30 protein-coding genes and 1 tRNA gene are annotated in these 24,665 nt (G+C 67.2%); 12 read left to right on the plus strand and 19 right to left on the minus strand.

The window, feature by feature from the left end; genetic code table 11:
* Positions 1 to 27: 27 nt before the first annotated feature.
* A complete protein-coding gene (locus ACP694_RS11990; RefSeq protein WP_426012676.1) occupies positions 28 to 432 on the minus strand; it encodes a DUF805 domain-containing protein in 405 nt (134 codons plus the stop codon).
* Positions 433 to 475: 43 nt separating this feature from the next.
* A complete protein-coding gene (locus ACP694_RS11995; protein WP_426012677.1) occupies positions 476 to 2,473 on the minus strand; it encodes an acetyl-CoA carboxylase biotin carboxylase subunit in 1,998 nt (665 codons plus the stop codon).
* Between the two features lie 216 nt (positions 2,474 to 2,689).
* Between ACP694_RS11995 and ACP694_RS12000 the strand changes: the two genes are divergently transcribed.
* Positions 2,690 to 3,193: a GlcG/HbpS family heme-binding protein gene (locus tag ACP694_RS12000; RefSeq protein ID WP_426012679.1), complete on the plus strand. Its 504-nt coding sequence runs from the start codon at positions 2,690 to 2,692 to the stop codon at positions 3,191 to 3,193.
* Positions 3,194 to 3,199: 6 nt separating this feature from the next.
* Here the strand turns inward: ACP694_RS12000 and ACP694_RS12005 are convergent, their stop codons facing one another.
* On the minus strand, positions 3,200 to 3,775 hold the full coding sequence (locus ACP694_RS12005) for a DJ-1/PfpI family protein (protein ID WP_426012680.1): 576 nt from the start codon (positions 3,773 to 3,775) through the stop codon (positions 3,200 to 3,202).
* A gap of 97 nt (positions 3,776 to 3,872) precedes the next feature.
* Between ACP694_RS12005 and msrB the strand changes: the two genes are divergently transcribed.
* The gene (msrB, locus tag ACP694_RS12010; protein WP_426012682.1) at positions 3,873 to 4,355 is read left to right on the plus strand and encodes a peptide-methionine (R)-S-oxide reductase MsrB; all 483 of its coding nucleotides are present in this window, start codon (positions 3,873 to 3,875) and stop codon (positions 4,353 to 4,355) included.
* 100 nt (positions 4,356 to 4,455) lie between these two features.
* Here msrB and ACP694_RS12015 read toward each other — a convergent pair whose 3' ends face one another.
* Both ACP694_RS12015 and ACP694_RS12020 read right to left on the minus strand, forming a co-directional pair.
* Positions 4,456 to 4,872: a hypothetical protein gene (locus tag ACP694_RS12015; protein WP_426012684.1), complete on the minus strand. Its 417-nt coding sequence runs from the start codon at positions 4,870 to 4,872 to the stop codon at positions 4,456 to 4,458.
* Positions 4,873 to 4,975: 103 nt separating this feature from the next.
* The gene (locus ACP694_RS12020) at positions 4,976 to 5,362 is read right to left on the minus strand and encodes a hypothetical protein (RefSeq protein ID WP_426012686.1); all 387 of its coding nucleotides are present in this window, start codon (positions 5,360 to 5,362) and stop codon (positions 4,976 to 4,978) included.
* Between the two features lie 231 nt (positions 5,363 to 5,593).
* Here ACP694_RS12020 and ACP694_RS12025 point away from each other — a divergent pair, with 231 nt between their 5' ends.
* Positions 5,594 to 6,082, plus strand: a complete 489-nt coding sequence (locus tag ACP694_RS12025; RefSeq protein WP_426012688.1) for a hypothetical protein — start codon at positions 5,594 to 5,596, stop codon at positions 6,080 to 6,082.
* On the opposite strand, the gene ACP694_RS12030 is transcribed toward ACP694_RS12025, so the two are convergent.
* On the minus strand, positions 6,029 to 6,400 hold the full coding sequence (locus ACP694_RS12030; RefSeq protein WP_426012689.1) for a (2Fe-2S) ferredoxin domain-containing protein: 372 nt from the start codon (positions 6,398 to 6,400) through the stop codon (positions 6,029 to 6,031). The two genes, ACP694_RS12025 and ACP694_RS12030, sit on opposite strands and share 54 nt — an antisense overlap.
* A gap of 114 nt (positions 6,401 to 6,514) precedes the next feature.
* On the opposite strand from ACP694_RS12030, the gene ACP694_RS12035 reads away from it, so the two are divergent.
* Positions 6,515 to 6,847: a hypothetical protein gene (locus ACP694_RS12035; protein WP_426012691.1), complete on the plus strand. Its 333-nt coding sequence runs from the start codon at positions 6,515 to 6,517 to the stop codon at positions 6,845 to 6,847.
* On the opposite strand, the gene ACP694_RS12040 is transcribed toward ACP694_RS12035, so the two are convergent.
* Both ACP694_RS12040 and ACP694_RS12045 read right to left on the minus strand, forming a co-directional pair.
* On the minus strand, positions 6,844 to 7,290 hold the full coding sequence (locus ACP694_RS12040) for an NUDIX domain-containing protein (protein WP_426012692.1): 447 nt from the start codon (positions 7,288 to 7,290) through the stop codon (positions 6,844 to 6,846). The two genes, ACP694_RS12035 and ACP694_RS12040, sit on opposite strands and share 4 nt — an antisense overlap.
* Positions 7,291 to 7,294: 4 nt before the next feature.
* On the minus strand, positions 7,295 to 8,326 hold the full coding sequence (locus ACP694_RS12045) for a S1/P1 Nuclease (RefSeq protein ID WP_426012693.1): 1,032 nt from the start codon (positions 8,324 to 8,326) through the stop codon (positions 7,295 to 7,297).
* Between the two features lie 369 nt (positions 8,327 to 8,695).
* On the opposite strand from ACP694_RS12045, the gene ACP694_RS12050 reads away from it, so the two are divergent.
* Positions 8,696 to 9,190, plus strand: a complete 495-nt coding sequence (locus tag ACP694_RS12050) for a 3D domain-containing protein (RefSeq protein WP_426012695.1) — start codon at positions 8,696 to 8,698, stop codon at positions 9,188 to 9,190.
* A 10-nt stretch (positions 9,191 to 9,200) separates the two neighbouring features.
* On the opposite strand, the gene ACP694_RS12055 is transcribed toward ACP694_RS12050, so the two are convergent.
* The 7 genes from ACP694_RS12055 to cobA all read right to left on the minus strand — a co-directional run bounded on the left by ACP694_RS12055 (position 9,201) and on the right by cobA (position 14,259).
* Positions 9,201 to 9,644 (minus strand): response regulator, encoded by a 444-nt coding sequence (locus ACP694_RS12055; protein WP_426012696.1) that lies wholly within the window; start codon positions 9,642 to 9,644, stop codon positions 9,201 to 9,203.
* Positions 9,644 to 10,027, minus strand: coding sequence for a hypothetical protein (locus tag ACP694_RS12060; protein ID WP_426012697.1), 384 nt, complete (start codon positions 10,025 to 10,027; stop codon positions 9,644 to 9,646). Before ACP694_RS12060 ends, ACP694_RS12055 begins: the two co-directional genes overlap by 1 nt.
* 119 nt (positions 10,028 to 10,146) lie before the next feature.
* Positions 10,147 to 10,905: a phosphoadenylyl-sulfate reductase gene (locus ACP694_RS12065; protein ID WP_426012699.1), complete on the minus strand. Its 759-nt coding sequence runs from the start codon at positions 10,903 to 10,905 to the stop codon at positions 10,147 to 10,149.
* Entirely contained in the window at positions 10,905 to 11,405 is a 501-nt protein-coding gene (locus ACP694_RS12070) for a DUF934 domain-containing protein (RefSeq protein ID WP_426012701.1), read from the minus strand. Before ACP694_RS12070 ends, ACP694_RS12065 begins: the two co-directional genes overlap by 1 nt.
* A complete protein-coding gene (locus tag ACP694_RS12075) occupies positions 11,389 to 13,047 on the minus strand; it encodes a nitrite/sulfite reductase (RefSeq protein WP_426012703.1) in 1,659 nt (552 codons plus the stop codon). The genes ACP694_RS12070 and ACP694_RS12075 overlap by 17 nt, the downstream gene beginning before the upstream one ends.
* A gap of 1 nt (position 13,048) precedes the next feature.
* Complete coding sequence (locus ACP694_RS12080; protein WP_426012705.1) at positions 13,049 to 13,414, minus strand: DUF2849 domain-containing protein; 366 nt, start codon at positions 13,412 to 13,414, stop codon at positions 13,049 to 13,051.
* Complete coding sequence (gene cobA, locus ACP694_RS12085; protein ID WP_426012706.1) at positions 13,411 to 14,259, minus strand: uroporphyrinogen-III C-methyltransferase; 849 nt, start codon at positions 14,257 to 14,259, stop codon at positions 13,411 to 13,413. The genes ACP694_RS12080 and cobA overlap by 4 nt, the downstream gene beginning before the upstream one ends.
* A 219-nt stretch (positions 14,260 to 14,478) precedes the next feature.
* Between cobA and gcvA the strand changes: the two genes are divergently transcribed.
* Positions 14,479 to 15,435 (plus strand): transcriptional regulator GcvA, encoded by a 957-nt coding sequence (gene gcvA / locus ACP694_RS12090; protein WP_426012708.1) that lies wholly within the window; start codon positions 14,479 to 14,481, stop codon positions 15,433 to 15,435.
* Positions 15,436 to 15,441: 6 nt separating this feature from the next.
* On the plus strand, positions 15,442 to 15,774 hold the full coding sequence (locus tag ACP694_RS12095; protein WP_426012709.1) for a chorismate mutase: 333 nt from the start codon (positions 15,442 to 15,444) through the stop codon (positions 15,772 to 15,774).
* Positions 15,775 to 15,788: 14 nt separating this feature from the next.
* Here ACP694_RS12095 and ACP694_RS12100 read toward each other — a convergent pair whose 3' ends face one another.
* Complete coding sequence (locus tag ACP694_RS12100) at positions 15,789 to 16,511, minus strand: hypothetical protein (RefSeq protein ID WP_426012711.1); 723 nt, start codon at positions 16,509 to 16,511, stop codon at positions 15,789 to 15,791.
* Between the two features lie 66 nt (positions 16,512 to 16,577).
* Entirely contained in the window at positions 16,578 to 16,916 is a 339-nt protein-coding gene (locus ACP694_RS12105; RefSeq protein WP_426012713.1) for an Hpt domain-containing protein, read from the minus strand.
* A gap of 81 nt (positions 16,917 to 16,997) precedes the next feature.
* Here ACP694_RS12105 and ACP694_RS12110 point away from each other — a divergent pair.
* The 5 genes from ACP694_RS12110 to ACP694_RS12130 all read left to right on the plus strand — a co-directional run bounded on the left by ACP694_RS12110 (position 16,998) and on the right by ACP694_RS12130 (position 20,895).
* Positions 16,998 to 17,073: transfer RNA gene (locus tag ACP694_RS12110), tRNA-Lys, on the plus strand.
* A gap of 160 nt (positions 17,074 to 17,233) precedes the next feature.
* Entirely contained in the window at positions 17,234 to 18,187 is a 954-nt protein-coding gene (locus ACP694_RS12115) for a mechanosensitive ion channel family protein (RefSeq protein ID WP_426012715.1), read from the plus strand.
* A 62-nt stretch (positions 18,188 to 18,249) separates the two neighbouring features.
* On the plus strand, positions 18,250 to 18,882 hold the full coding sequence (locus ACP694_RS12120; protein WP_426012717.1) for a glutathione S-transferase family protein: 633 nt from the start codon (positions 18,250 to 18,252) through the stop codon (positions 18,880 to 18,882).
* Entirely contained in the window at positions 18,879 to 20,387 is a 1,509-nt protein-coding gene (locus ACP694_RS12125) for an acetyl-CoA acetyltransferase (RefSeq protein WP_426012719.1), read from the plus strand. The genes ACP694_RS12120 and ACP694_RS12125 overlap by 4 nt, the downstream gene beginning before the upstream one ends.
* A 46-nt stretch (positions 20,388 to 20,433) precedes the next feature.
* Entirely contained in the window at positions 20,434 to 20,895 is a 462-nt protein-coding gene (locus tag ACP694_RS12130; RefSeq protein ID WP_426012721.1) for a hypothetical protein, read from the plus strand.
* Positions 20,896 to 21,131: 236 nt separating this feature from the next.
* Here ACP694_RS12130 and ACP694_RS12135 read toward each other — a convergent pair whose 3' ends face one another.
* Complete coding sequence (locus tag ACP694_RS12135; RefSeq protein WP_426012723.1) at positions 21,132 to 21,995, minus strand: glycoside hydrolase family 16 protein; 864 nt, start codon at positions 21,993 to 21,995, stop codon at positions 21,132 to 21,134.
* Positions 21,996 to 22,735: 740 nt separating this feature from the next.
* Positions 22,736 to 24,652 (minus strand): 1-deoxy-D-xylulose-5-phosphate synthase, encoded by a 1,917-nt coding sequence (gene dxs / locus ACP694_RS12140; RefSeq protein WP_426012725.1) that lies wholly within the window; start codon positions 24,650 to 24,652, stop codon positions 22,736 to 22,738.
* Positions 24,653 to 24,665 lie beyond the last annotated feature (13 nt).

Genomic DNA, 24,665 nt, shown 5'->3' on the forward strand with positions numbered 1-24,665 from the left:
AAGCCGCGCAATGTTCCGGCGGAAGGCCTAGGCGAAGATCTCGGCGAGTTTGCTATCGGTCTCGCCGCCAATGCCCTTGGGCGATTTTCCATAGCGGTTACGCCCTTGCGTGCCGTCCAAGAAACCCAACTCGATAAAACCCCAGATCCAACCGACGACCGGCACAAGCCAGAAAAACACCACCCAACCACCGCCCTTGTTGCGATCATGGCAGCGCTTTAGCGCTAGAGCGATGCCAATCCACAACTGCGGAATGTAGAGGACGCACTGAACGACCCTCGTAGGACCACTGCCCTTTTCGTAGTCACCAAATATCGCGAACGACACCAAGGTGATGACGACGATGATTACAGTGAACCCAATGTTGATGAGCCAGTAATCGCGGCGGCGCAATCGGCCCTCGAAGCCAAACACCTTCTGCATCATTGTCATCGAATCGCCCCCTCAAGCTCTACCTTGGCGCACACAAACACGCCTAGGCGAACTCCACCAGCACCTCATCGGCGGCCACCGGGTCGCCGCTCTTGGCGTTGACCGCCTTGACCACGCCGTCGCGCTCGGCGCGGATGATGTTCTGCATCTTCATGGCCTCCAGCACGCAGACAATCTCGCCCTCGCGGACGGTCTGGCCCAGGGCGACGTCCATGCTGACCACCAGTCCCGGCATCGGCGACAGCACCAGCTTGGAGGTGTCGGCGGCCTGCTTCTCGGGCAACTTGTCGTGCAGTTCGGCGCTGCGCGGGGTCAGGACCAGCACCTTGGCCTTGGCGGCGCGATGGCGGATCACGAAGCCCTCGGCCGCCGGCGTCACCTGGACGGTGAAGGCCTTGCCGTCGAGCTTGCCGTGGAACACCGGCTTGCCGGGACGCCAGTCGAGGGTCTCCAACACGATCGCGCGGCCCTCGTCCGGCAGCTCCACATTGAGCGACGCGCCCTCTCCCGACAGCCTGACCCGTCGCTTGGCGTGGCCCACCGCGACGATCCACTCGGTGCGGACGGGATTGCTGAGCCCGGCCCCCGTCGTGCGAGACCGGGCCGCGTAGACCCGCTGCATGGCCGCGCCGACGGCGGTCAGCACGTCAGCCTGCTCCGGCGTCGGTTCCACGCCTTTGAAGCCGTCGGGGAACTCGTCCTTGATGTAGTTGGTCGAGATGACGCCCGAGCGGTAGCGCTCCTGGTCCATCACCGCCGCCAGGAACGGGATGTTCTGCCCCAGGCCCTCGATATGGAAGTCCTCCAGCGCCCGCCCCATGCCGTCGATGGCCGCCAGGCGAGTGGGCGCCCAGGTGCAGAGCTTGGAGATCATCGGGTCGTAATACATCGAGATCTCGTCGCCCTCGCGCACCCCGCCGTCGTTTCGGACGGTGTAACCCTCATGCTCGCCCTCCTCCGGAGGGTCGTAGCGAACGAGACGGCCGATGCTGGGCAGGAACTTGCGGTAGGGGTCCTCGGCATAGATGCGGCTCTCGATGGCCCAGCCGTTGATCTTCAAATCATCCTGGGTGAAGGCCAGCGCCTCGCCCCAGGCGGAGCGGATCATTTGCTCGACCAGATCCAGGCCGGTGATCAGCTCGGTGACCGGATGCTCGACCTGCAGGCGGGTGTTCATCTCCAGGAAGTAGAAGCTCTTGTCCTGGCCCACCACGAACTCCACGGTCCCGGCGCTGTCGTAGTTCACGGCCTTGGCGAGGGCCACGGCCTGGGCGCCCATGGCGGCGCGGGTGGCTTCGTCGAGCAAGGGCGACGGCGCCTCCTCGATGACCTTCTGATTGCGCCGCTGGATCGAGCATTCGCGTTCGAACAGGTGGACCACGTGACCGTGCTTGTCGCCCAGCACCTGGATCTCGATGTGGCGCGGGCTCTCGATGAACTTCTCGATGAAGATCCGGTCGTCGCCGAAACCGGCCTTGGCTTCGGCGCGGACGGCCGGGAAGCCCTCCTCGACGTCCTGGCGGTTCCAGGCGACGCGGATGCCCTTGCCGCCGCCGCCGGCCGAGGCCTTGATCATCACGGGATAGCCGACCTGCTCGGAAATGATCACCGCATGGGTCACATCGGCGATCTCGCCGATATGGCCCGGCACGCAGGACACCCCGGCCGCCTCGGCGAACTTCTTGCTTTCGATCTTGTCGCCCATCGCCGAGATGGCGCCGGGGTTGGGACCAATGAACACCACGCCTTCGTCGGCGCAGCGCTGGGCGAAGCTGGCGTTCTCCGACAGGAAGCCAAAGCCCGGATGAACGGCCTCGGCGCCGGCCTGCTTGCAGGCGGCGATGATCTTGTCGGCCACCAGATAGGACTGGTTGGCGGGCGCGGGGCCGATGTGCACGGTCTCGTCGGCCATCTCGACGGCCAGGCTATCGGCGTCGGCGTCGGAATAGACCACCACTGTCTTGATGCCCATCCGGCGGCAGGTCTTGATCACCCGCACCGCGATCTCGCCCCGGTTGGCGATCAGCAGCTTCTTGAACATCCGGCCGTCCCCTACGCGCTTGTCATTGTCTTGTTGGACACCGGACTAGCAGGCCGCTCGCGGTTTGCAACGGCGCCGCAGCGTGACATGGTTCATGACACCGGTTTCCAATGGCGACCGCAACGAAGACCGATGCGCGGCGCCTGGACTGTTGTTCGCATTCGCAACATGAGGCCCACCGCCGCGATCGCACGCCACTTCAGAGGAAACGACCCAATGCTCCGTTCCACGCTTGCCACGCTCGCCCTGGCCGTCGCTCTGATGGCCGGGCCCGCCTTGGCCCAAACCGCGCCCGCCCCGGTTCCCGCCGCGCCGCCGGCCCCGCCCTACGGCCGGTCGGTGACCCTGGCCGAAGCCAAGGTCGCCGTGGCCGCCGCCGAGGCCGAGGCCCGCAAGCAGGGCTGGTTCATGGTCATCGTCGTGGTTGAACCCAACGGCGCCCTGGTGATGAGCGAAAAGATGGATGGGGCGCAGTACGGATCGAACGACGTCGCCCGCCGTAAGGCCGAGACCAGCGCAAACTTCCGCCGACCGACATCCTACTTCCAGGAGGCGGTGAAGGGCGGCACGCTGAACGCCATCTTCACCGGCGCCCTGGCGATCGAGGGCGGCGAACTGCTGATCGTCGATGGCAAGATCCTGGGAGCCATCGGCGCTTCGGGCGGCTCGGGCGCCCAGGACGGCCTAATCGCCAGGGCCGGCGCCGCGGCGGTCAAATAGGCCGGCCTAGTCCACGAATTCCTTGGCGAACATGGCCACATATTCGTCGTGCTTGTCCCCGGCTTCGGGGGCCACGAGGCGGGCGATCGCGGCGCTGAAGGTCACGGGCGCCAGGCCGGACGCGGTGACCAGCCGGCCGTCGGTCACGGCCTTGGCGCTGTCGACATAGCCGCCCGACCCGGCATAGTCCGGGGCCTGCTGGGCCAGCCAGTCTCCGCCGTTCGAGGTGTGCGCCTTACCGGTCAGCAGGCCCGCCCGGGCGGCGGCCACCGTGCCGGCGCAGATCGCGCCAATGATCTTGCCGTCGGCATAGGCTTGGCGCAGCAGGCTGAAGAAGGCCTCGTCGTGATATTCGACCCAGGCGTCCGAGCCGATCAGCAGCAGCACGTCGGCGTCGGCCAGCACCGGATCGGAGAACTTGTAGTCCGACGCCGCCAACACGCCGCCGATCGAGGTCTGCGGTTCGCCGTCAGGCGTGGCGACCTCGATCTGGACACCATTATATTCACGCAGAGCGGCCAGCACGGGGCCAGCCTCCCAATCGGCCCAGCCCGGTTGCAGGAATGCGACGGCGATGGTCATGGCGGAGTCCTCATCATGGTTCGAGACGAACGCGGTAGGTGATTCTGGGCTCCGTCGCCTCTATCGGACGCGCCCTCGAGCCCCTAAATTGTAGCGCATGACAGACATAGCCACCCTCTCCGCCACCGGTTTCGATCTAACTCCGCCGACCGAGCCCGAGCGCCAGCGCCTGGAGGCCGACCTGACCGCCGAGGAAGCCCGCGTCCTGCTGAACCACGGCACCGAGGCCCCGTTCTGCGGCGGCCTGCTTGGCGAGAAGAACCCCGGCGTCTATTGCTGCCGCGAGTGCGGCCTGCCGCTGTTCGAGTACAAGACCAAGTTCGAGAGCGGCACGGGCTGGCCGAGCTTCTACGCGCCGTTCGACGAAGCTCACGTCAAGGAGGTGCGCGACACCGCCTATGGCATGGTGCGGATCGAGACGCTGTGCGCCCGCTGCGACAGCCACCAGGGCCACGTCTTCCCGGACGGCCCGGCCCCCACGCGTCTGCGCTATTGCATCAATTCGGTATCGTTGCAGTTCGTGAGGAGCGGCGAGCCCCTGCCCGACCCGCTAAATCGCGGGGACAAGGTTTCAGGCTAGAGCATTTTTCGAGCGAAGTGGTTCCGGTTCGCACGAAGAAAAATGCGTCAAAACAAAAGACTAGAGCTCACGGCCTGACGCAGTCAGCTCGGGAAATGCTCTAGCGCGAAACCGCGTTGCCGCCCTCGGTGACCATGAGGACGCTGTAGGTCAGGTAGCCGCGCTCGACCATCCGCCGCATGGCTTCATAAACCTCGGCCAGTTCTTCGTAGGCGGCGCGGAGGGCCGAGAGCCGCACGGTCTGCTCGGGCGTGATCGCGACGCCGCCCTCAGTCATGGCCACCGCTTCGGCAACCCAGCGGGCACGCGCCGCGGCGGCGGCGACGGCCAGGCGCTGGAACTTGCCGGAGTCGCTCTTATCGAGCACCTGGGCGATCACCGCGCTGTTGGAGGCGAAGGCCGTGTAGTCGATCTGCTCCAGGTGGCCGCGCAGGCGGCGCTGGGTTTGGGGATCGGTATCCTGCGGTTCGAAATGGTCGTGCGAACGGCGAAAACTGTTGCTGACGGTCGAGGACATGGCGACCTCCCTGAACTGTCCGTCTTGCCCAAGGTGTTTGGGAGGCGAACCTGGACGTCAGCATGCGCGCCACGCCTTAACGCCGGATTGAAGCGGACAGCCGTCAGTCGGGCGTGAAGATGCCCTGCAGGCCGACGATCATGGCGATGACGCCGAACACCGCCAGCACCAGGCCCGATCCCTGCGATCCGCTGGCCGGCAGGTCGCGCCCCGCGAAACGTCCGGCCCGCAGGCGATCCCACAGCAGCAACACGCCCACGGCGATCGCGACGATCTCGAAGTGGAACACGTGCGGCCCGCTGATCAGGTGGACGAGCAGGAAATAGCCGCCGCAAACCAAGGCCACGATGCCGACGATCCAGCGGAAAGGCGACAGTCGGTCGGCGAACCGTCCGAAGTCGTCGCCGGCCTTGGGGATCAGCGCCAGCAGGCCGATGGCCAGCATGAAACCGCCGAGGATGTTGGAGAGGTCGAGGAGGAGCGCGATCATGGCTGTGAAATGCCCGTCCAGTTCTGGCGTTCCACGCCACGCCGACCGCCGGACCCTTGGCCGGCGATCGTCCATAATCGCGGTGTAACGTCGAGACCCACGCTAGCGCAGGAATCTTCAATACTTTTGCCTCGCGGCGCCGCAGATGCCGAATGGTCGCGAGGCTTTCCGACCCGGCGGTCGCCAACAACACTTAACGCGCCCTTCACTGGAACTGAAAAATGGCGAACCATGATCTTGGGCGTGTCTACGGCGACCTTCACCCTGATTCACGTGATCATCAGCCTGATCGGCATCGCCGCGGGCTTGGTCGCCCTGGGCGGCATGCTAATCAACCGGCGGCTGCCCGGCTGGACGACCGGCTTTCTGGCCACCACCGCCCTGACCAGCGTCACGGGCTTCTTCTTCCATTCCAAGGCCATCGGTCCGCCGCGCATCGTCGGCGTAATCTCATTGGTGGTCCTGGCGATTGCGTTCTGGGCACTCTACGGCAGCAAGCTGGTCGGCGCCTGGCGACCGATCTATGTGATCACCGCGACCATCGCCCTCTATCTCAACGTCTTCGTCGGCGTGGCTCAGTCGTTCCGGAAGATCCCGCCGCTGCACGTCCTGGCCCCGGCCGGAACCGAGCCGCCCTTCGCCATCGCCCAGGGGGCTAGCCTGATCCTACTCGGCGGGCTGGGCTTCTTGGCGGTGAAGCGCTTCCGGCCGGTCTCCTAGGGCCGCCGCGTCCAGCCCCAGTCGCTGCGCCACCACCGCCGTCGACGCCCCGCGCGGAACCACGACCCAGTCGCCCGGGTTGGAGGCTAGCACGGCCACCACGGCGTTCTTGGGACAGACGTCGAAGCAACCGACTTCGACGACGCCCGCGCGGGCCTTGCGGCCTTTGCCGGCGATGGATTTTCGCAGCGCCTTGGCCAGGCGCTGATCGCCGTTGTCGCCGAACCCGCCGTCGAGTTTCTTCGAACATTTGCGGCAGACCAGGACCACTTCGGTCCAGTCGGAACGGGCGCGCTTGAACGGCCTATCGTGGCTCACGGAGGTCCTGCCTGACTGGAGCCATGGCTCCGCTCACGCAGATGGGACGCGCCCGGCGGATGGCAAGGCCTCGCCAAGCTGCTAGAGACCGCCGCTGCAAGCAGGAGGCTCGCCATGGTCCGCACTCTGAAAGCTAAGTTGGCCGCGCCGCCATCGAAGATTGATCCCGTCGCCAAGGCCGACCAGGACTGGTTCGACGCCCACGAGGGCCGCGCGTTTCGCCTGCGCGATCCGGCCCCGCTGGAGTTCAGGGACCCGCTGGGCGAACCCGGCGAGGGCTTCTCGTGGCGCGTGCTGGTCGTGAAGCTGGCCGACGGCAATCGCCTACGCCTGCCGGTTTCGCTGGCCTGGGACCTGCACAACGATCACGCCAAGGACGTGCACTTGCGGACGATCTTCGACCAGGTGGCGCCGGAAAAGGCCAAGGCGATGCTGGCGAAAGGCTAGCCCCGCCGCAGCCAGGCCGCCACGGCCCAGGCGTGCCCGTCATGCCGCAGCGCCACCACGGCGTCGCGGGGATCAAGCCACACCAGCGTGTGGTCGTCCTCGACCTTGAGGTCCGGCCGCTCGGCCACGACCGTCACCGCGTACACCCCGCCGAAGTTGCGCAGCGGCTGGCCGTTGGACTTGATGAACGGCTGGCTGATCTCGACCACGCGGCGGCCGACCTCGACCACCAGGCCAGTCTCCTCGCCGAACTCGCGCACGATCGCGGCGGGCTCATCCTCACCGCCATCGACCGCTCCGCCGGGCAGATCGAAATAGGGCGGCTGGCCGGGCTTGCGCACCTCGACCAGGGCGATCTTGCCGTGGGCGCCCTCGGCGATGCCGAAGGCGGCCCAACGGTTCTTGTAGTCCAGCGCCGCGTCGGGCGCGTCGAACGCCAGCAAGCGATCAGTCCTTGCCGTACAGGTCGATCCAAGGATCGGCCTTGCCCGACACCACGTCGGCGACGGTGGTCTCGGGGCGATAACCGATCTTGCCATTGGCGCTGGCCTTCCAGGCATCGACGACCAGGTCGCGCAGCTCGGTGGCGCCAGCCGCCAGCCGCTCGTCGACCAGGGCCTTGGCGCGCGGGTCGGTGGCGACCATGCCGCCGGCCTTTTCTAGCTGATACAACGGCTCGACCAGACTGAAGGTCTTGGTCAGATAGGCCACGGTGCGAGTCTCGACCGCGCAGGCGCAATCGACATAGGCCGGCACCAGCTTCTTGACGTCGGCTTTGACGGCCAAGGCCTTGACCAGCGGCCCCTCGAAATCGCCATGGGTGGCCCGGCTCTGGGTGTAGCCGTTCGGGTTGGGGTAATCGCCCCAGCCGTTGTAGTGCACGCTCAGATGCAGGGGTTGGCTGCCGTCACCCACATAGTGGGCCCAGACGCCGAGGTCGCGGATCACCAACTCCTCGCGGCGCTTCAGGTCGGCGACGTAGTAGGCGCGCTTGGTCTTGTCCTTCTCGGTCTTGGAGACTGCCTTGAGGATGCGCCAGTAGGTGAAGTCCTTCGCCAGCTGCTGGTAACCGTCAATGATCGTGTAGGGCAGGTAGCCGGCGTTCCAGCTGTCGTGGCCTGCCAGGGCCAGGGCCTTCTCATAGTCGGCTCGGGTAAGCGGCAGGGTCTCGACCGAGAATTTCGGCCCGCCATACATCTTGCCTTCATCGTCAAGGTCCAGGAAATGGGCCGCGTCGCGATCTGTGTCGTGGACCTTGCCCGAGCCCTTCCAGCGGTCCGGCTCGCGGGCATACTCGCCGATGGCGGCCACGGCGGCGGGCGTGCTCAGGAACGCCGGCACGTCGCCGGGCAGGCTCTCGGCGGCGACCACCCCGACCATGCGGTGGCCCCAAGCCCCCCAGGCCAGGGCCGTTGGCGCGGGCGCGGCGATCAGGGCCACGACGGCCAGGCTGACGGACAGACGGACGGACGACTTCATGCGCGCTCCACGGAACTGACGGGCCCGACGACGCGAGGACGGGTCGATCCGAGCGACTCACTCGGCCAGAAAGCTGACCTGAGAGGCGTCTGACCGTGCCCATCCAGCGGGCGACTCGGGTTTAAGACACCCGCGCGCCCTTCGCTAGCGCCGGCTTGTCACGAACGGCAAGCGCCAGCACGAAGGCCCTTGTGAGGCCAGGCTTTGCGCGTCTTGCGGAACTGATTTCAACCCTGCGCGCTGCGCGCCGCCCCTGTCGCGAAACGTGCGCAGCGACCATCGGTCACCCCTGGATGGGTTGTCACGGGGCTGTGACCTTAGTACTTAGGCCGCCGACCGACACTCTACGCCGATAAGAGGAACTCCTCGATGCGACGCACGTTTGCGGGATTTCTGGCCGCTGCTCTGGCCATGTCCATCGCCCTCCCTGCCTCCGCCGGCGAACCCGAACAGCGCAGCGATCCGCTGGGCGACCTGATCACCGGGGCCCTGACGGGGTCCGTGCCAGGCTCGGTGGAATACCGAATGAAGGCCACGCTCTATCATGCGGGCGCCAAGGGCATCCGCGCGCTGGACAGCCTGGGCTGCAAGGTCGTGGCGATGCGCACCCTGGCGGTCGACAAGAGCGTGATCCCCCGCCGCACCGTGGTGTTCATCAAGGAAACCGTCGGCCTGCCGATGCCCAACGGCGCCAAGCATGACGGTTATTGGTACGCGTCCGACATCGGCGGCGCGATCAAGGGCAACAAGCTGGACCTGTTCAGCGGCCAGGGCGCGTCTTCGATGAAGCCCCTGATGAACCTGAACCTGGCGACCCTCTCGGTGACCAAGGTCGGCGAGTTCAAGGGCTGCCCGCCAGGATAGGCGGAGCAAATCAGTTAAAGAACTCGGTGGAGGCTGGCGCCGCTGAAACGGCCGCGCGGGTTGACGCGCTGGCTATACCGGGCGCGGGCTTCAGCATCTTGGCCACGCGATCGAGCAAATCGGCGCCACTGAACGGTTTCACCACGCAGGTGCGCACCCCCAGGGTGGCGGCGCGTCGAATATCCTCGACCCCCAGCCGCTTGCCGATCAGCAGCGTTGGACAGGGCGGTCGCAAGCGATCGTGCTGCAGGATCGTCAACAGTTTGAAAGCGTCGATATCGAGGATCCCCAAGTCGAGCACGAACGCCGCCGGCCGCATGTTGCGGATGATTTCCAAGGCCCCCGTGCCGCTGCGCGCCGACAACGGATGGTAACCCGCGACGTCCAGGCGGATTTGCAGCATCTCCGAAACCGCGCGGTCGCTGTCTGCGATGAGGATCCGGGCAACTGACATCAGAAGAGATCCAAGTCTCCGGCGTCGTCGCCGTCGTTCAATCCCGCTTCTTCCCCGCCGAACGAGGTCGTCATACGATCGGCCAAGGCGCCCAGCGTGATGCTCTTGAGCGCTGCGGTGACGCCGATCGTTTCTCGGGCCTCGACGGTCTGGCTGAGCCCCCGCGCGAAGGTCGAAAGGCCCGTCAGGTGCTGGCTGAGAAGGTCCACAGCCTGGACCCCCTCAAGCAGTTGCTCGCGGTGCTCGGGCGGAACTGTCATCAGCAACTTGCCGATCAGTGTGTCGAGAAAGATGCAGCGGGCGCCGGCCAATTCCAGCTCCCAAGACAGGACGTCGAATGTCGTGGCGACATCCGAATGAAGTTCAGTGGTCGCCGCTGACAAGATCGTTTCCCCCCAACCTTCGTGAAGGTAGGGGCACGACGGATAACGGCGGCTTAACCCTCCGCGGCTGAGCCTGCGTCCAAACTGCGCGGGGCAAGCCCGGAAGGCGCTAGAAGGCGCTAGATCCCCTCGCCCACGTTCGGCGCGGCGCCTGGGGCGCGAGCGACGTGGATACCGCACTCGGTCTTGTCCTGGCCCGCCCAGCGACCGGCGCGGACATCGGCGTTGGGGTCATCGACCGCCTTGGTGCAAGGCCAGCAGCCCACCGACGGGAAGCCCTGCGAGACCAGCGGGTGGGCCGGCAACCGATACTCGTCGACATAGGCGTCGAGCTCGGCCTTGCCCCAGTTGGCCAGGGGGTTGAACTTGATCTGGCCCTCGGCCTGCTCGACGACGGCGAGGCGCAGGCGGTCGCCGCCGTGGAAGCGCTTGCGGCCGGTGATCCAGCCGTCAAATTCGCCCAGGGCGCGGTCCAGCGGCAGCACCTTGCGGATGTGGCAGCAGGCGTCGGTATCGGTGCGCCACAGGTCGGACTTCGGATCGGTGACCGCCAGGTCGGCGAAGGCCGGGCGCAGGTCGCGCACCTGGGTCAAGCCCAGCTGAGCGGCCAGGCCCTTGCGATAGTCCAGGGTCTGGCCAAACAGCATGCCGGTGTCGAGGAACAGCACCGGGATGTCCTTGGACACCTGGCTGGCCAGGTGCAGCAGCACCGCAGACTCGGCCCCGAACGAACTGACCAGGGCCAGCCTGTCGCCGAAGGTTTCGAAGGCCTTGCGCAGGATGGTCAGCGGATGGGCGTCGCGCAGTTCGGCGTCCAGCCGTGCCACCAAGGTGGCGGTGCTGGAGGTCGGCTCGGCCACGGCTTGGTCATAGGCCATCACACACCCCGTTCCTCGAACGCCACCAGCCGGTCGTCGGCGGCGCGCTGATAGACATGGCGGAAGCGGTGGGCCGCCTTGGTCCAGGCCTCCGGCGTCGCCCCGTCATTGGGTTCGAAGGCGTCGAAGCCGCAGCGGACCATGAAGCCGGCCTGCTCCTGCAGCACGTCGCCCACGGCCCGAACCTCGCCCGTGAAGCCCAGCCGCTCGCGCAACAGGCGGGCCGAGGTATAGGCGCGGCCGTCACGGTATTTCGGAAAGGCCAGGGCCACCACCGCCAGGCGCGGCAGGTCATAGGCCAGGGCCTCGACCTCCTGGTCGGACTCGATGCGCACGCCGATCCGGCGACTATTGGACAGCAGAATCTCGCCCTCGGCCTGGAAGCGGGCCAAGGAAAGGATCACGTCGCCCTCGGGGATGGCCTCTTCGTCGGCGACGTGAGTGAAGCCGTCCTCGGCCCATTGGGCCGTGGCGCCGGCCAGCCTAATCAACCTGGGCATAGACCGCCTCCTTGAAGGGTTCGAGGCCGACGCGGCGATAGGTGTCGAGGAAGCGCTCCTCGCCGGTACGGATCGCCAGATAGACCTCGACCAGGGACTCGATGGCCGGGGCCACCTTGTCGGCCGACAGGCCGGGGCCCAGGATCTTGCCGATCGAGGCGTCCTCCGCCCCCGATCCGCCGAGCGAGAGCTGGTAGAATTCCTCGCCCTTCTTGTCGACGCCCAGGATGCCGATATGGGCCACGTGGTGATGGCCGCAGGCGTTGATGCAGCCGCTGATCTTGATCTTCAGCTCGCCGATCTTCTCGGCGCGATCGGGGTCGGCGAACTTGCGGGCTATGTCCTGGGCGATCGGGATGGCGCGGGCGTTGGCCAGGGCGCAGTAGTCCAGGCCCGGACAGGCGATGATGTCGCTGGCCAGGTCGATATTGGCCGTCGCCAGGCCGTGCTTTTCCAGCATGGCGTGGACCACGGGCAGGTCGTCCAGCCTGACGTGCGGCAAGACCAGGTTCTGGGCGTGGGTGACGCGCAGATCGTCCAGGCTGTAGCGTTCGGCCAGGTCGGCGACGACCTCCAACTGATCCGCGGTGGCGTCGCCTGGCGTCTGGCCGATGGCTTTCAACGACACCTCGACGATCGCGTAGCCGCTTTGCTTGTGCGGCTTGACGTTGTTGCGGGCGAAGCGTTGCAGGGCCGGGCTCAGCGCCCTGGCGGCCTCGAAGCTTTCGGAACGGGCCGGCAGGGTTTCGAACCTGGTCTGGGAGAAGGCGGCGCGGACGCGGGCCAGCTCGGCGGCCGGCAGGTCGGCGCGCTCGGCGCTGATCTTGCCCCACTCCTCGTCCACCTGGCGGCCGAACTCCTCGGCCCCGAGGGCGGCGACCAGGATCTTGATCCGGGCCTTGTAGATATTGTCGCGGCGGCCGTGGCGGTTGTAGACGCGCAGCACGGCCTCGACATAGCTCAACAGCCGCTCGGCTGGCAGGAACGGCTTGATGGTCGGACCCACATAGGGCGTGCGCCCCTGCCCGCCGCCGACGATCACCTCAAAGCCGATCTGGCCTTCTCGGCCGTGGCGCAGGATCAGGCCGATATCGTGCACCTTCACCGCCGCGCGGTCGCTCAAGGCGCCGGTGATGGCGATCTTGAACTTGCGCGGCAGGAAGCTGAACTCGGGATGCAGGGTCGACCACTGGCGCAGCACTTCGGACCAGACGCGCGGGTCGTCGATCTCCTCGGCCGTGGCGCCGGCATAGGGATCGGCGGTGACGTTGCGGATGCAGTTGCCGCTGGTCTGGATGGCGTGCAAGTCCACCTCGGCCAGGGCGTCGAGGATGTCGGGCGTGTCCTTCAGCTTCACCCAGTTGAACTGGATATTCTGACGCGTGGTCATGTGCCCGTAGCCCTTGTCATAGGTACGGGCGATCCAGGCCAGGCGGCGGGCTTGGCGGGCGTTCAGCGAGCCGTAGGGGATGGCCACGCGCAGCATGTAGGCGTGGAGCTGCAGATAGAGGCCGTTCATCAGCCGCAGCGGCTTGAACTGGTCCTCGGTCAGTTCGCCGGCCAGGCGGCGGGCCACCTGATGCCGGAACTCGTTGGAGCGGTCGGTCAGGAACTCGCGGTCGATGACGTCGTACTGATACATCTTACTTCCTGCGGATCAGGTCTACGCGGCCGGTGGAGCGGGCGGCGCCGTGGGCATGGCGCAGCGCCTCGATCACCTCGCCGCCGACGGCCTGCTTGCCGTGGGTGGGTTCGTTGGTAGGGCCCAGGGCCCGGATGCGTTCGCGGTAGCTGACCGGGGCCAGGCCGCCCTCGACCTGCGCCACGTCGATCAGATAGGCGTCGATGACCGTGGTCGCCTGGGTCTTGCCCTTGGCGACCGCCGCCTCGGCGTCGGCCTCATGCGCTTCGTCGAACAGCTCGGCCTCGCCGAAGCCCTCGACCCAGCGGCCGGCCTTCCAGAACACGACGTCGCCGTCGATCAGCCGATTGGCGGTGAGGACCTTCATGACCGGGGGCTCGCGCGCTGGAGGGTGGAGGAGATGATGTCGGGCGCCGCCTCGACGGCCATGGCCATCGATTCGCCGACCATCAGCAACGCCGGACCTCGCAATCCGTCGGCGGCGACGGCCATCTGGCCGAGCGTGGTGAGGATACGGCGCTCGTCGGGGCGGCTGGCGTTCTCGACGATCAGGGCCGGGGTGGCGGCGTCGCGGCCGGCCGCCGTCAGACGCGCAGAGATCAGGGCGGCGGTGCTGACGCCCATATAGACGACCACCGTCTGGTTCGGTCGCGCCAGCGCGGTCCAGTCCAGATCGGGATCGCCGTGCGCCGCATGACCGGTGACAAAGGTCACGGCCTGGGCCGAGCCGCGATGGGTCAGCGGCGCGCCGGCCCCTGCCGAAGCGGCCAGGGCGGCGGTGACGCCGGGGATCACCAGGCATTCGACGCCCGCCTCGCGACAGGCGGCCAGCTCTTCGCCGCCGCGACCAAACAAGAACGGGTCGCCGCCCTTCAGCCGGACGACGACCAGACCCTCCAGGGCCAGGGCCACTAGCAGCTGATTGATGTCATCCTGCGGCAAGGTGTGGCGCGACTTGCGCTTGGCGACATTGATCCGCTGAGCGCCGCGCGGCGCCACGTCGAGGATCTCGTCGGACACCAGGCCGTCATGGACGATGACGTCGGCCGCTTGCAGGGCCTTCAGGGCCTTGATCGTCAGAAGCTCAGGATCGCCGGGGCCGGCCCCGACCAAGGTCACGCGACCCGGCGCGCGGACGCTCTCGCCGCCGCCGATGACGACGAGGCCGGGGGTCGTACGGGCGGAGGCGGATCGGACCGTGGGCCGAGCCATGATTCAGGTCCTCTATAAGCCAAACGCCATCGACGAAACGCCGGGCCGGCCTCTTGGCCAAACCGGTTAGCGCCAAAGCATTACGGGGCGAACCCTAGGGTCCGCCCCGCTCGCGTTCACCGATGAAAAGGGCCGTCTCCATCAGCGAACGCTTGCAAATTGGTCGCGACCGGGTCACTTCGCAAACAAGGTCTTCTGCCGGGGCGTTTAGTAAAACTCATGGAAAGACAGTCGGAACGGCGTCGCCTACCGCCCCTCAACGCCCTGCGCGCGTTCGAGGCCGCCGCGCGCCATCTGAACTTTAGCCGCGCGGCCGACGAGCTGTCGGTGACGCCCGGCGCCGTCAGCCAGCAGATCCAGAACCTTGAGGACTATGTGGGCGCGGCCCTGTTCAAGCGCACGCCCAAGGGCCTGCTGCTGACCGACGCCGCCCAGACCGCCCTGCCCGCCCTGCGCGAGGCTTTCGACCGTCTGGCCGAGGCCGCCTCTCTGCTGACCGCCGCCGTCGATGGCCGCCGCCTGACCCTGACCGCCGCGCCCTCCTTCGCCGCCAAGTGGCTGGTGCCGCGCCTGGGTAAGTTCGAGCAGGCCCAGCCCCAGGTCGATGTCTGGCTGTCGGCCGGCATGGAGGTCGTCGATTTCGGGGCCGGCGAGGTGGATCTCGCCATCCGCTACGGTTCGGGCCGCTATCCGGGGCTGGAGGTCATCCGCCTGCTCAACGAGACGGTGATCCCGGTCGCCTCGCCTGAGCTGCTGGCCAGCAACCCGCTCGAATCGCCCGAGGGCCTTGCCCACCACATCCTGCTGCATGACGGCTCGCCCGACGCCGACGACAGCTGCCCCGACTGGGCCATGTGGCTGGCGGCGCGCGGCATCCGGTCGGTGGACGGGGCGCGCGGGCCGCGCTTCAACCAGTCGAGCATGGTGATCGAGGCCGCCGCCAATGGACGGGGTATCGCCTTGGCCAAACAGACCTTGGCCCAGGCCGATCTGGACGCCGGCCGACTGGTCATCCCCTTCGAGATTCCCACGGCCGTCGACTTCGCCTATTACGTCGTCCATCCCAAGGCCAAGGGACGACTGCCGCAAGTCAAGGCGTTCGTTTCCTGGCTGCAGGCCGAGGCGGCCGCCCACGAGGCGGCCCTCCTCACCATGGACAACGGCGCGGGCATCTAGGGCTAAATGGTCAAGACGAATATCGAGGTCGGCGAACGGCTGGTTCCCGCCGACTGTCAGTCCATGGCCGACGTGCGCCAGGGCGTCGACGCCCTGGACCGGGCCCTGGTGGCCCTGCTGACCGAGCGCCAGGGCTACATGGACGCCGCCGCCCGCATCAAGCCCGACCGCGGCAAGGTGTTCGACCGGGCGCGGATCGAGGACGTGGTCGCGAAGGTTCGCGCGGCGGCCCGCGAGTCGGGGCTATCCGAAGCCATCGCCGAGCCAGTGTGGCGCACCCTGGTCGACCGCTGCATCGCCTATGAGTACGACAGCTGGGACCGGACGAAGGGCTCATAGGCCTTCTGAGTCAGTCACGGCACCACCGCGTCGGCCTGCAGGCTCGAGACATCAATGGCTGCGACGAGATCAGAAAGGCCCTTGGCTGCGGTCGGGCATTCCTCCGCTAAGCAAGCGATGCTGAACTTGATAAAGCTGTCGGTGCCTTTGACGAAAACTGTTCCACGCTCTTGGATGGCGTGTCCCTCAAAGGTCCCGCTACGCTCGCAGTCAACTTTGAGCATTCCAAGGGTGGTGGACGAGGTACAAACGATGGCAGCCGGGTCGCCCTCGGGCATCATGCCCCCCCTCAGCAAACGCCGAGCGAGGTCCTCGGGACCTGCATAATCTTCCGGGCCACCGATATCGACTTCGAGGCTGAAGTTCACAAAGGCGGGGCCATGGTCCGGATCACAGGTGTAATAACCCCGTCCACCATGCTGGAAACTCAGGAATTCGCCGAAGCCTGCCACCTGAACACGCACCCCATAAAAGCCCCTCATAGCGCAATGGTCGGTACGAAGCGGCAACGTCAGGCCGGTCGCTACGTGCCGCACCCGGTCGTCGGTTACGTCAAGCGCGCTGTCGAGCATGTTTTGCGAGAAGTCAGGCGTTCGCCCTGCCACAAAGACGTCTGAACCAAGGTAGGCCCGCCCATCGGGGTGGGTTTTGATAGCGTAGATCGCGGCCCCAGCGCTGGCGTTCGCCGGCAACAATACACTTAGGACAATAAGAAATCCGATGATGGCCGAGCGCATGTGGTTCCCCGATAAGCGTGGCCTTTCCATGCCCTAGGGTCGGCCAGCGCGCAACCTTGAGACGCCCTAACCCTTCAACGACCGCAGCGCCCGTTCGTGCGCGTAGGCGGCGATGTCCATCAGCGCCAGGTCCAGCGCGTTGCGCACCGCTTCGAGGCTTCCACTGCCGTCCTCCGCGTTCTGGCACACGTCGCCCAGCGCGAAGGCCCCCACGCCGCGCGCAGCGCCCTTGACCGTGTGGACCGCATCGCCCCAGCCCGGATGGCTCTTGCTAAGCATCGGCGACCACAGGGCGGCCTGTTCGCGAAACAGGGCCAGCACCTCGTCTATGACCGCCGAATCGCCGGCCGCGAACCCTTCCAGATAGGCGAAATCGACCGCGCCGCTGATGTCTCGTCTGGCCAAAAAATAGTCCCTTGCGTTCCAAGATTCTTTGCGTATGTTCCGCGCCTCGCCGCCGAGGCAGACCACCGCTTCGGGCCGGACGGGCGCATAGCTCAGTTGGTAGAGCAGCTGACTCTTAATCAGCGGGTCGTAGGTTCGAATCCTACTGCGCCCACCATTCTCCCCCTCGTAATCTAGTTATACCCCTGTGGGGAATGACGCACGGATCGCGTGAGCCCAAACGCGGACAATCGTTTGCATGGGGTCTCGATAGGCAACCGGGACCGCCGCCGCGCGGTTTAAGGCCCCTAACGCGACTCCATCGCGGAAAGGGAACCATGCTCGCCCAACCCGCCGATCCCGTCGCGCCGTTCTTCGACATGGTCGGCCTGGCCGCGTCCGGCGATCCGGTGATGCTGCGAAACCTGGCCGCCACCCTGGGCGCCTTCTCGGTGCGCATCCTGGTCGCCGCCCTGATCCTGGCCGGCACCCTGTGGGCGGCCAACCGCCTGGGCCGCCTGGCCGAGGCGGGACTCGAACGCGTTCAAAGGCAGCAGCACCCGGCCGACAAGGCCCTGGGCAGCTTCGTCTCGGCCCTGGTCAAGTACGTCATCGTCGCCATCGGCCTGATCGCGGTTCTGCAGCAGCTGGGCGTGCAGGCCACCTCGGTGATCGCGGTGCTGGGCGCGGCGTCACTGGCTATCGGCCTGGCCTTGCAAGGCACGCTGAGCAATGTCGCCGCCGGGGTGATGCTGCTGCTGCAGCGCCCCTATCGGGTGGGTGACAAGGTCGAGCTGAACGGCCGCCAGGGCGTGGTCCAAGCCATGGACCTCTTCAACACCAGGCTGCTCGACTATGACGGCCTGACCCTGTTCCTGCCCAACGGCAAGGTGTTTGGCGACATGATCGTCAACATCACCCGCGCCGGGCGCCGGCGCATAGAGCTGGCGTTCAATGTCGACTACGAGGACGATCTAGACCTGGCCCTGGCCACCCTGCTGGAGGTGGCCAACAGCGACCGCCGGGTGCTGTCGGAGCCCAAGCCCTGGATAAAGGTGACCGCGCTGCTCGACAGCAGCGTCAGCGTGACCCTGCGCTGCTGGGCCGCGCCAGGCGACTGGATGGACACCCGGTTCGACCTGCTCAAGGCCGGCAAGGAACGGCTGGAGGCCCAGGGGCTGAGCTTTCCCTATCCCCACCAGGTGGCGATGGAGCGCAATTCGGGCCGGCCGGCGTCCGCTGAGTCCGCTGAGCTCAAGGCCAAGGTCCGCGACCGGGCCTCGGCGCCGTAGCGGCACGGTGGCGCGGCTCGCCGTTCCGTCGGATGCTCAGCGGAGAAGCCAGAGGCCCCTGGATGATCACGCTCTATCACTGCGTCGGCGCGCGCTCGTTCCGGGCCCTTTGGGCGCTTGAGGAGCTGGGCCTGCCCTATGAACTGCGGCTGACGGCCTTCCCGCCGCGAGTCCGCGAGCCGGGCTATCTGGACGTCAACCCGCTCGGCACGACCCCGACCCTGTTCGACGGCGACACGATGATGAGCGAGTCGGCGGCGATCGGCGAGTATCTGGCCCGCCGCTACGGGCCGTCCGACCTGACCGTCGGGCCTGAGGAGCCGGGGTTCGGGGCCTATCTGAACTTCCTGCACATGGGCGAGGCCACCCTCACCTTTCCGCAGACCATTCACCTGCGCTACGCGGTGTTCGAGCCGGAGGAGCGCCGCCTGCCGCAGGCGGCGGCCGACTATGTGCAGTGGTTCCTGTCGCGGCTCAAGGCGGCGGCCAAGCTGCTGGACGATACGGGCTATGTCGCCGCCGGGCGCTTCACCATGGCCGACATCTCGGTAGCCTACGCCCTGAAGCTCGGCGAGAGCCTGGGCTTCTCTGACAAGTTTCCCAAGGCCTTCACGGATCACCTGGAGCGGATGAAAGCCCGTGCCGGCTACCAGCGCGCCCTGATCGCCGAAAGCCACGGGGAGCCCGTGCTGTGAACGCCCCTCTTGCGGATCTTGGCCGCATCCCCGTCATCGTCGGGATCGGCGAGGCGCTCGACCGGCCGACCGACCTGAGCCAGGCCCTCGACCCGTTGGCCCTAATGGCCCAAGCGCTGCGCGAAGCCGATAGCGACGCGGGCGGCGGGTTCCTGGCCAAGGTCGGCTCACTGGATGTCGTCAACCAATTGAGCTGGCGCTATGCCGACCCCGCCGCCGAGCTGTGCGCCCGGCTGGGCATCGCCCCGGCCCGCGCCGTCTACGGCCCGGTCGGCGGCGAGAGCCCGGTGCGGTTCCTGCACGAGGCCGCCCAGCGGATCGCCCGGGGCGAGGCGCAGGTCTGCGCCGTGGTCGGGGCCGAGGCGCAGTGGAGCGTCAACAAGGCCCGCGCCGCAGGGGTCGACCTGCCCTGGCCGGCCAAGCCGCCGGCGACGGGCGGCGGTCCGCGCATCGAGGTCCACCCGCTGGCCCTAAAGCTGGGCGTCTTCCTGCCGGTCAGCGTCTATCCGTTCTACGAGAACGCCAGCGCCCATCATTGGGGCCAGACGCCGCGCCAGGCCCTGGCCGAGTCCGGCGCCCTGTGGTCGGCCTATGCGGCGGTGGCGGCGGAGCAACCCAACGCCTGGATCAAGCGCGCCTTCACCGCCGAGGAGATCACCACCCCGCGCCCCGACAACCGGCCGATCGCCTGGCCCTATACCAAGCTGATGGTCGCCAACATGGCGGTGAACCAGGGCGCGGCGGTGATCCTGACCAGCCTTGCTGCGGCGCGGGCCGCCGGGATCGCCGACGAACGGCTGGTGTTCGTCTGGGGCGGGGCGTCGGCGCGGGAGCCTGGCGACTATCTGCAACGAGACCACTATTACGGCTCGGCGGCCCAGGACGCGGTGTTGGAGGCGGTCGGCGGCATGGTTGCCCAAGGTTTGGGTGGCTTCGACGCCCTGGAGCTCTACAGCTGCTTCCCCTGCGTGCCGAAGATGGCGCGGCGCACCCTCGGCTTGCCAGAAGGCCTGACCCCGACCGTGACCGGCGGCCTGACCTTCTTCGGGGCGCCGATGAACGACTACATGACCCACGCGGCGGTCGCCATGACCCGGCGACTGCGCGACGGCGGCGGGACCGGCCTGCTCTACGGCCAGGGCGAGTTCGTCACCAAGCACCATGGCCTGGTGCTCGGTGACCGGCCATGCCCTGACGACGGAGCCCTGCTAAGGCCGGCCAGCGTGCAGGCGCAAGCCGACGCTCGGCGCGGCTCCGTTCCGGCCTTCCTGGAAGCCGCCGAGGGGCCGGCGCGGCTGGAGACCCACACCGTGCTCTACGACCGCGACGGCGCCCCGACCCACGGGGTGGCCATCGTCCGCACGGCAGGGGGCCGCGTCCTGGCCCGCGTGCCTGGTGACGATGGTGACACCTTGGCGGCCCTGACCGCTCAGGACGCCTTCGCCATCGGCCGAGTGGGGACGTTGAGGGCAGGCGGCGACGGGGTCACCGACTGGCGGTTGTGAACCTGTAAGCTCTACCGGCGTTCTCCTAACGAAGGGGAACCCGCCCATGTCTCGCCGCCTGATCGCGCCCGCCCTGTTTCTGGCCCTCGCCCTTGGCGCCTGCGCCTCGGAAAGATCGTCGGCGCCCGGCTACGGCTGGAGCTACATGGACAATACGGGCGACGGCCTGAAACTGGCCTATGGCCGTCCCAACAGCGACGACGTGGTGATTATGCTGGCCTGCGCGCCGGGCACCTCGGCGGTCACCGTGACCGCGACCAGCCTATCTGGTCGCGAAATCGCCCTGGCCTCGGGTCGCGTCGTCACCCGCCTGCCGGCCCAGCGAATGGCCTCGGACATGGCGGAAGGCCTGCTGCAGGCCCGAACCACGACCGACGCCTCGGCTCTCAGCGCCTTCCGCCGCACCGGCGACCTGACCCTGCTGGTCGCCGACGAACGCCACAACCTCGACGCCGCGCCGAGCGACCGGGCGGGGGTGAAGGCGTTCTTCAAGGCATGTGGGGCCTGACGCCTTCCTTGGGGTGATTGGCGCTTTGAGCTTTGAGCGACCGACCTGCTCCAAGCCATCTCCTTTTTTTGACCGTCATTCCCGTCCTTGTGGCGGGAACCCCTGGTTCAGCCGACGGTGAAGCGCCTTGGCGCGCGGGCGCGCCACACCCCTGCCCTTGCGGCGGACAGAGGGGTTCCCGCCACAAGGGCGGGAATGACGGTCGAATGGGGGCGCGCGGCTGAATGTCGACAGCTTCACCGCCCCTGCTGATAGACCCGCACATAGTCCACCTCGAACCGGGCCGGGAGCGCGGCGTCGTCTATGCCCTTCTGGCCGCCCCAGCCGCCGACCGCGAGGTTGAGGATCAGATATTGCGGCTTGTCGAACGGCCAGGCGCCGACATCGCCCGGCTGGTCGTTGTCGATCCGCACGAAGGCGCGGTCGTCCACGCCGATCAGGATACGGTCCTTGTTCCAGTCCAGCTGGTAGCGGTGAAAAGCCCCGCAGACGTCGGGCAACTTGGCCGCCCCGCCGCGCGCCTTGCCGACCGCGTGGTTGTATTTCCCGGTATGCAGCGTGCCGTGCACCACGCCCTCGTCCCAGCCGACATGCTCCATGATGTCGATCTCGCCGCCCTGCGGCCAAGGCGCCTTGGGGTCGGCGGGCATCATCCAGATCGCCGGCCAGGTTCCGCGACCGCAGGCCAGCTTCGCGCGCACCTCGAAGAAGCCGTAGGTCCAGCCGGCCAGGCCCTGGGTCATCAGCTTGGCCGAGCTGTAGCGCTGGCCGCCCCAGTCGGTCGGCTTCGGATCGGCCAGGTCGTCGTGGCGCGCCTCGATGATTAGCCGCCCGTCCTCCACCCGCACGTTCTCGCGGCGACCGGCGGCATAGTACTGCCGCTCGTCATTCCACCAGCCCAGCTTGTTGCGCGAGATGTCGAACCGCCATTTGCGCGGGTCCACCGCGCCGGGGCGGTCGAACTCATCGGCCCAGACCAGTCGTGCGTCGGCCGGGCGGCCGCCGGGCTGGTCGACGGTGTAGCGGGTCTCGCCCTTGGGATCGGCCAAGGCCGGGCTGGCGGCGAGGAGCAGCAGGCTCGTGATGATCAGATTACGCATCGTCCCTCCCTTGGATGGTAGCCACGTCCGGCATCAAAACGTGCCGCGGAAGGCAACCGAAGCCATCCGCTCGAACGAGTGTCCACGCCCCCAATGCTGCAGAGTGTCGCCCCGCTTACGAGGCCAATGTGGAACGGAGCGTGTGGCTATCTACTTCGATCTCATTGTCGGCTTCACCCAACCTGTGCGAGATCTCTCAACTCTAGAGCGGAGTCCATCCCTCCGCAGACGCTGGCCGCAGCGTCCGCTATTACGGGTAAAGGCATATTTATCCATGCAAACAACATCGCCGCACACTTGTCGTTCGCCGCCGCGTCACTCGCGTTCAGTTCATATCTAGGCACGTTCAACATCGCCACACGCCCCGGACTGCCATTGAGTCCAGCAATATACTGAGTGATTTGTGTCGAGCCCCGAACCGCCATAGCGCGTTGGCGCCAATTCGCTGACCGCTCGAGATCGACCGGAACTCCGCGTAGACCTCGGGCGGTTAACACCGATAAGCCGTACTGCGCTTGGGCATCTCCAGCTTCGGCGCGCGCCCGCAGTTCATTGACGGGCGCGGTCAAGGCTAGGCGCAGCGCCGATAGACTTTTTGCTCCCGTGTCAGGCGCCGTTGTCGCGCACCCGGACAGACCAAGCAGCCCAGCCAAGGCGAAGCCCAGGACGCGGCAATAGGTCCGACCTGATTTCACCGCTCGCTCCCCCCGCAACGCCCGAGCACCCTAGGGGGCGCTAGTCTAAGCCCGCCGCCCCGCCGCGCTGATGTTGTCGATGCCCAGCGCCGACAAACACCCGCGCAGGATGCCCTCGGCGTCGAGGCCGGCCTGGGCGTACATGATCTCGGGCTTGTCCTGGTCCTGGAAGACGTCGGGCAGGACCAGGGTGCGGATCTTCAGGCCGCGATCGAGCGCGCCGTGCTGGGCCAGGGCCTGGAGCACGAAGGCCCCGAAGCCGCCCATGGCGCCCTCTTCCACCGTGATGATCGCCTCGTGCTCGCGGGCCAGCCGCAGCAGCATATCCACATCCAGCGGCTTGGCGAAGCGGGCGTCGGCGACGGTGGCCGAGAGACCGCGCGCGGCCAGCAGGTCGGCGGCCTTCAGGCATTCGGCCAGGCGGGTGCCCAGCGAAACGATGGCGACGCTGGTCCCCTCGCGGACGATGCGGCCCTTGCCGATCTCCAGCGGCTCGGCCAGGGCCGGCAGGGTCAGGCCCAGGCCCTCGCCGCGCGGATAGCGGAAGGCGCTGGGGCGGTCGTCGATGGCCACGGCCGTGGCGACCATGTGGGCCAGCTCCAGCTCGTCAGCGGCGGCCATCAGCACCATGCCGGGCAGAGCCCCCATAAAGCCGATGTCGAAGGTGCCGGCGTGGGTCGGGCCGTCGGCGCCCACCAGGCCAGCCCGGTCCATGGCGAAACGCACCGGCAAGCGCTGGATGGCGACGTCGTGGATCACCTGATCATAGCCGCGCTGCAGGAAGGTGGAATAGATCGCCGCGAACGGCTTCATGCCGTCGGCGGCCAGGCCGGCGGCGAAGGTCACCGCGTGCTGCTCGGCGATGCCGACGTCGAAGGTGCGCTCGGGATAGACCTTGCCGAACAAATCCAGCCCTGTGCCCGAGGGCATGGCGGCGGTGATCGCCACGATGGTCGGGTCGATCGCCGCGTGCTTGATCAGCTCCTGGGCGAAGACCTTGGTGTAGCTGGGCGGGCCGGCGGCGGCCTTGTGCTGCTGGCCGGTGACCACGTCGAACTTGACCACCGCATGGAGTTTGTCGTCGGCGCCCTCGGCCGGGGCGTAGCCCTTGCCCTTCTGGGTGACGACATGGACCAGCACCGGCTTCTCGTCGAAGTTCTTGACGTTCTTCAGCACGCTGACCAGGGCGTCCATGTCGTGGCCGTCGATCGGGCCGACATAGTGGAAGCCCAGTTCCTCGAAGAAGGTGCCGCCGGTGACCATGCCGCGGGCATATTCCTCGGCCTTCTTGGCCGCGTCGCGCAGCGGCGTGGGCAGCTTCTCGACCACGGTCTTGCCCAGCTTGCGCACCTTGCGATAGGCGCCGCCGGAAACCAGGTTGGCCAGATAGGCGCTCATGCCGCCCACCGGCGGGGCGATCGACATGTCGTTGTCGTTGAGGATGACGATCAGGCGCTTGGTGGTGTCGACCGCGGCGTTCATCGCCTCATAGGCCATGCCGGCGCTCATCGAACCGTCGCCGATCACGGCGATGACGCTGTTGTTCTCGCCTTTCGCATCGCGGGCGGCGCAGAAGCCCAGGGCCGCCGAGATCGAGGTGGCCGCGTGGGCCGCGCCGAACGGGTCGTATTCGCTCTCGGCCCGCTTGGTGAAGCCCGACAGGCCGCCGCCCTGGCGCAGGGTGCGGATGCGGTCGCGGCGACCGGTAAGGATCTTGTGCGGATAGGCCTGGTGGCCGACGTCCCAGATGACGATGTCCTTGGGCGTCTCGAACACGTGGTGCAGGGCGACGGTCAGCTCGACCACGCCCAGGCCCGCGCCCAGATGGCCGCCGGTCACCGAGACGGCGTCGATGGTCTCGGCCCGCACCTCGCTCGCCAACTGCTTGAGTTCAGCCACGCTGAAGCCGCGCGTGTCGGCCGGTGACGAGATGGTGTCGAGAAGAGGGGTCAAAACAGGCATGTCCGAAGAAAGC

It is taken from the genome of Caulobacter sp. DWR2-3-1b2, from assembly GCF_049896345.1.
GTDB lineage: Bacteria > Pseudomonadota > Alphaproteobacteria > Caulobacterales > Caulobacteraceae > Caulobacter.

Excerpts from the sequence above, each read along its gene's own strand:
- ACP694_RS11990 (WP_426012676.1), bottom strand. The coding sequence starts at position 432 with ATGACAATGATGCAGAAGGTGTTTGGCTTCGAGGGCCGATTGCGCCGC.
- ACP694_RS11995 (WP_426012677.1), bottom strand. The coding sequence starts at position 2,473 with ATGTTCAAGAAGCTGCTGATCGCCAACCGGGGCGAGATCGCGGTGCGG.
- ACP694_RS12000 (WP_426012679.1), top strand. The coding sequence starts at position 2,690 with ATGCTCCGTTCCACGCTTGCCACGCTCGCCCTGGCCGTCGCTCTGATG.
- ACP694_RS12005 (WP_426012680.1), bottom strand. The coding sequence starts at position 3,775 with ATGACCATCGCCGTCGCATTCCTGCAACCGGGCTGGGCCGATTGGGAG.
- msrB (WP_426012682.1), top strand. The coding sequence starts at position 3,873 with ATGACAGACATAGCCACCCTCTCCGCCACCGGTTTCGATCTAACTCCG.
- ACP694_RS12015 (WP_426012684.1), bottom strand. The coding sequence starts at position 4,872 with ATGTCCTCGACCGTCAGCAACAGTTTTCGCCGTTCGCACGACCATTTC.
- ACP694_RS12020 (WP_426012686.1), bottom strand. The coding sequence starts at position 5,362 with ATGATCGCGCTCCTCCTCGACCTCTCCAACATCCTCGGCGGTTTCATG.
- ACP694_RS12025 (WP_426012688.1), top strand. The coding sequence starts at position 5,594 with ATGATCTTGGGCGTGTCTACGGCGACCTTCACCCTGATTCACGTGATC.
- ACP694_RS12035 (WP_426012691.1), top strand. The coding sequence starts at position 6,515 with ATGGTCCGCACTCTGAAAGCTAAGTTGGCCGCGCCGCCATCGAAGATT.
- ACP694_RS12045 (WP_426012693.1), bottom strand. The coding sequence starts at position 8,326 with ATGAAGTCGTCCGTCCGTCTGTCCGTCAGCCTGGCCGTCGTGGCCCTG.
- ACP694_RS12050 (WP_426012695.1), top strand. The coding sequence starts at position 8,696 with ATGCGACGCACGTTTGCGGGATTTCTGGCCGCTGCTCTGGCCATGTCC.
- ACP694_RS12055 (WP_426012696.1), bottom strand. The coding sequence starts at position 9,644 with ATGTCAGTTGCCCGGATCCTCATCGCAGACAGCGACCGCGCGGTTTCG.
- ACP694_RS12065 (WP_426012699.1), bottom strand. The coding sequence starts at position 10,905 with ATGGCCTATGACCAAGCCGTGGCCGAGCCGACCTCCAGCACCGCCACC.
- ACP694_RS12070 (WP_426012701.1), bottom strand. The coding sequence starts at position 11,405 with ATGCCCAGGTTGATTAGGCTGGCCGGCGCCACGGCCCAATGGGCCGAG.
- ACP694_RS12075 (WP_426012703.1), bottom strand. The coding sequence starts at position 13,047 with ATGTATCAGTACGACGTCATCGACCGCGAGTTCCTGACCGACCGCTCC.
- ACP694_RS12080 (WP_426012705.1), bottom strand. The coding sequence starts at position 13,414 with ATGAAGGTCCTCACCGCCAATCGGCTGATCGACGGCGACGTCGTGTTC.
- cobA (WP_426012706.1), bottom strand. The coding sequence starts at position 14,259 with ATGGCTCGGCCCACGGTCCGATCCGCCTCCGCCCGTACGACCCCCGGC.
- gcvA (WP_426012708.1), top strand. The coding sequence starts at position 14,479 with ATGGAAAGACAGTCGGAACGGCGTCGCCTACCGCCCCTCAACGCCCTG.
- ACP694_RS12095 (WP_426012709.1), top strand. The coding sequence starts at position 15,442 with ATGGTCAAGACGAATATCGAGGTCGGCGAACGGCTGGTTCCCGCCGAC.
- ACP694_RS12100 (WP_426012711.1), bottom strand. The coding sequence starts at position 16,511 with ATGCGCTCGGCCATCATCGGATTTCTTATTGTCCTAAGTGTATTGTTG.
- ACP694_RS12115 (WP_426012715.1), top strand. The coding sequence starts at position 17,234 with ATGCTCGCCCAACCCGCCGATCCCGTCGCGCCGTTCTTCGACATGGTC.
- ACP694_RS12120 (WP_426012717.1), top strand. The coding sequence starts at position 18,250 with ATGATCACGCTCTATCACTGCGTCGGCGCGCGCTCGTTCCGGGCCCTT.
- ACP694_RS12130 (WP_426012721.1), top strand. The coding sequence starts at position 20,434 with ATGTCTCGCCGCCTGATCGCGCCCGCCCTGTTTCTGGCCCTCGCCCTT.
- ACP694_RS12135 (WP_426012723.1), bottom strand. The coding sequence starts at position 21,995 with ATGCGTAATCTGATCATCACGAGCCTGCTGCTCCTCGCCGCCAGCCCG.
- dxs (WP_426012725.1), bottom strand. The coding sequence starts at position 24,652 with ATGCCTGTTTTGACCCCTCTTCTCGACACCATCTCGTCACCGGCCGAC.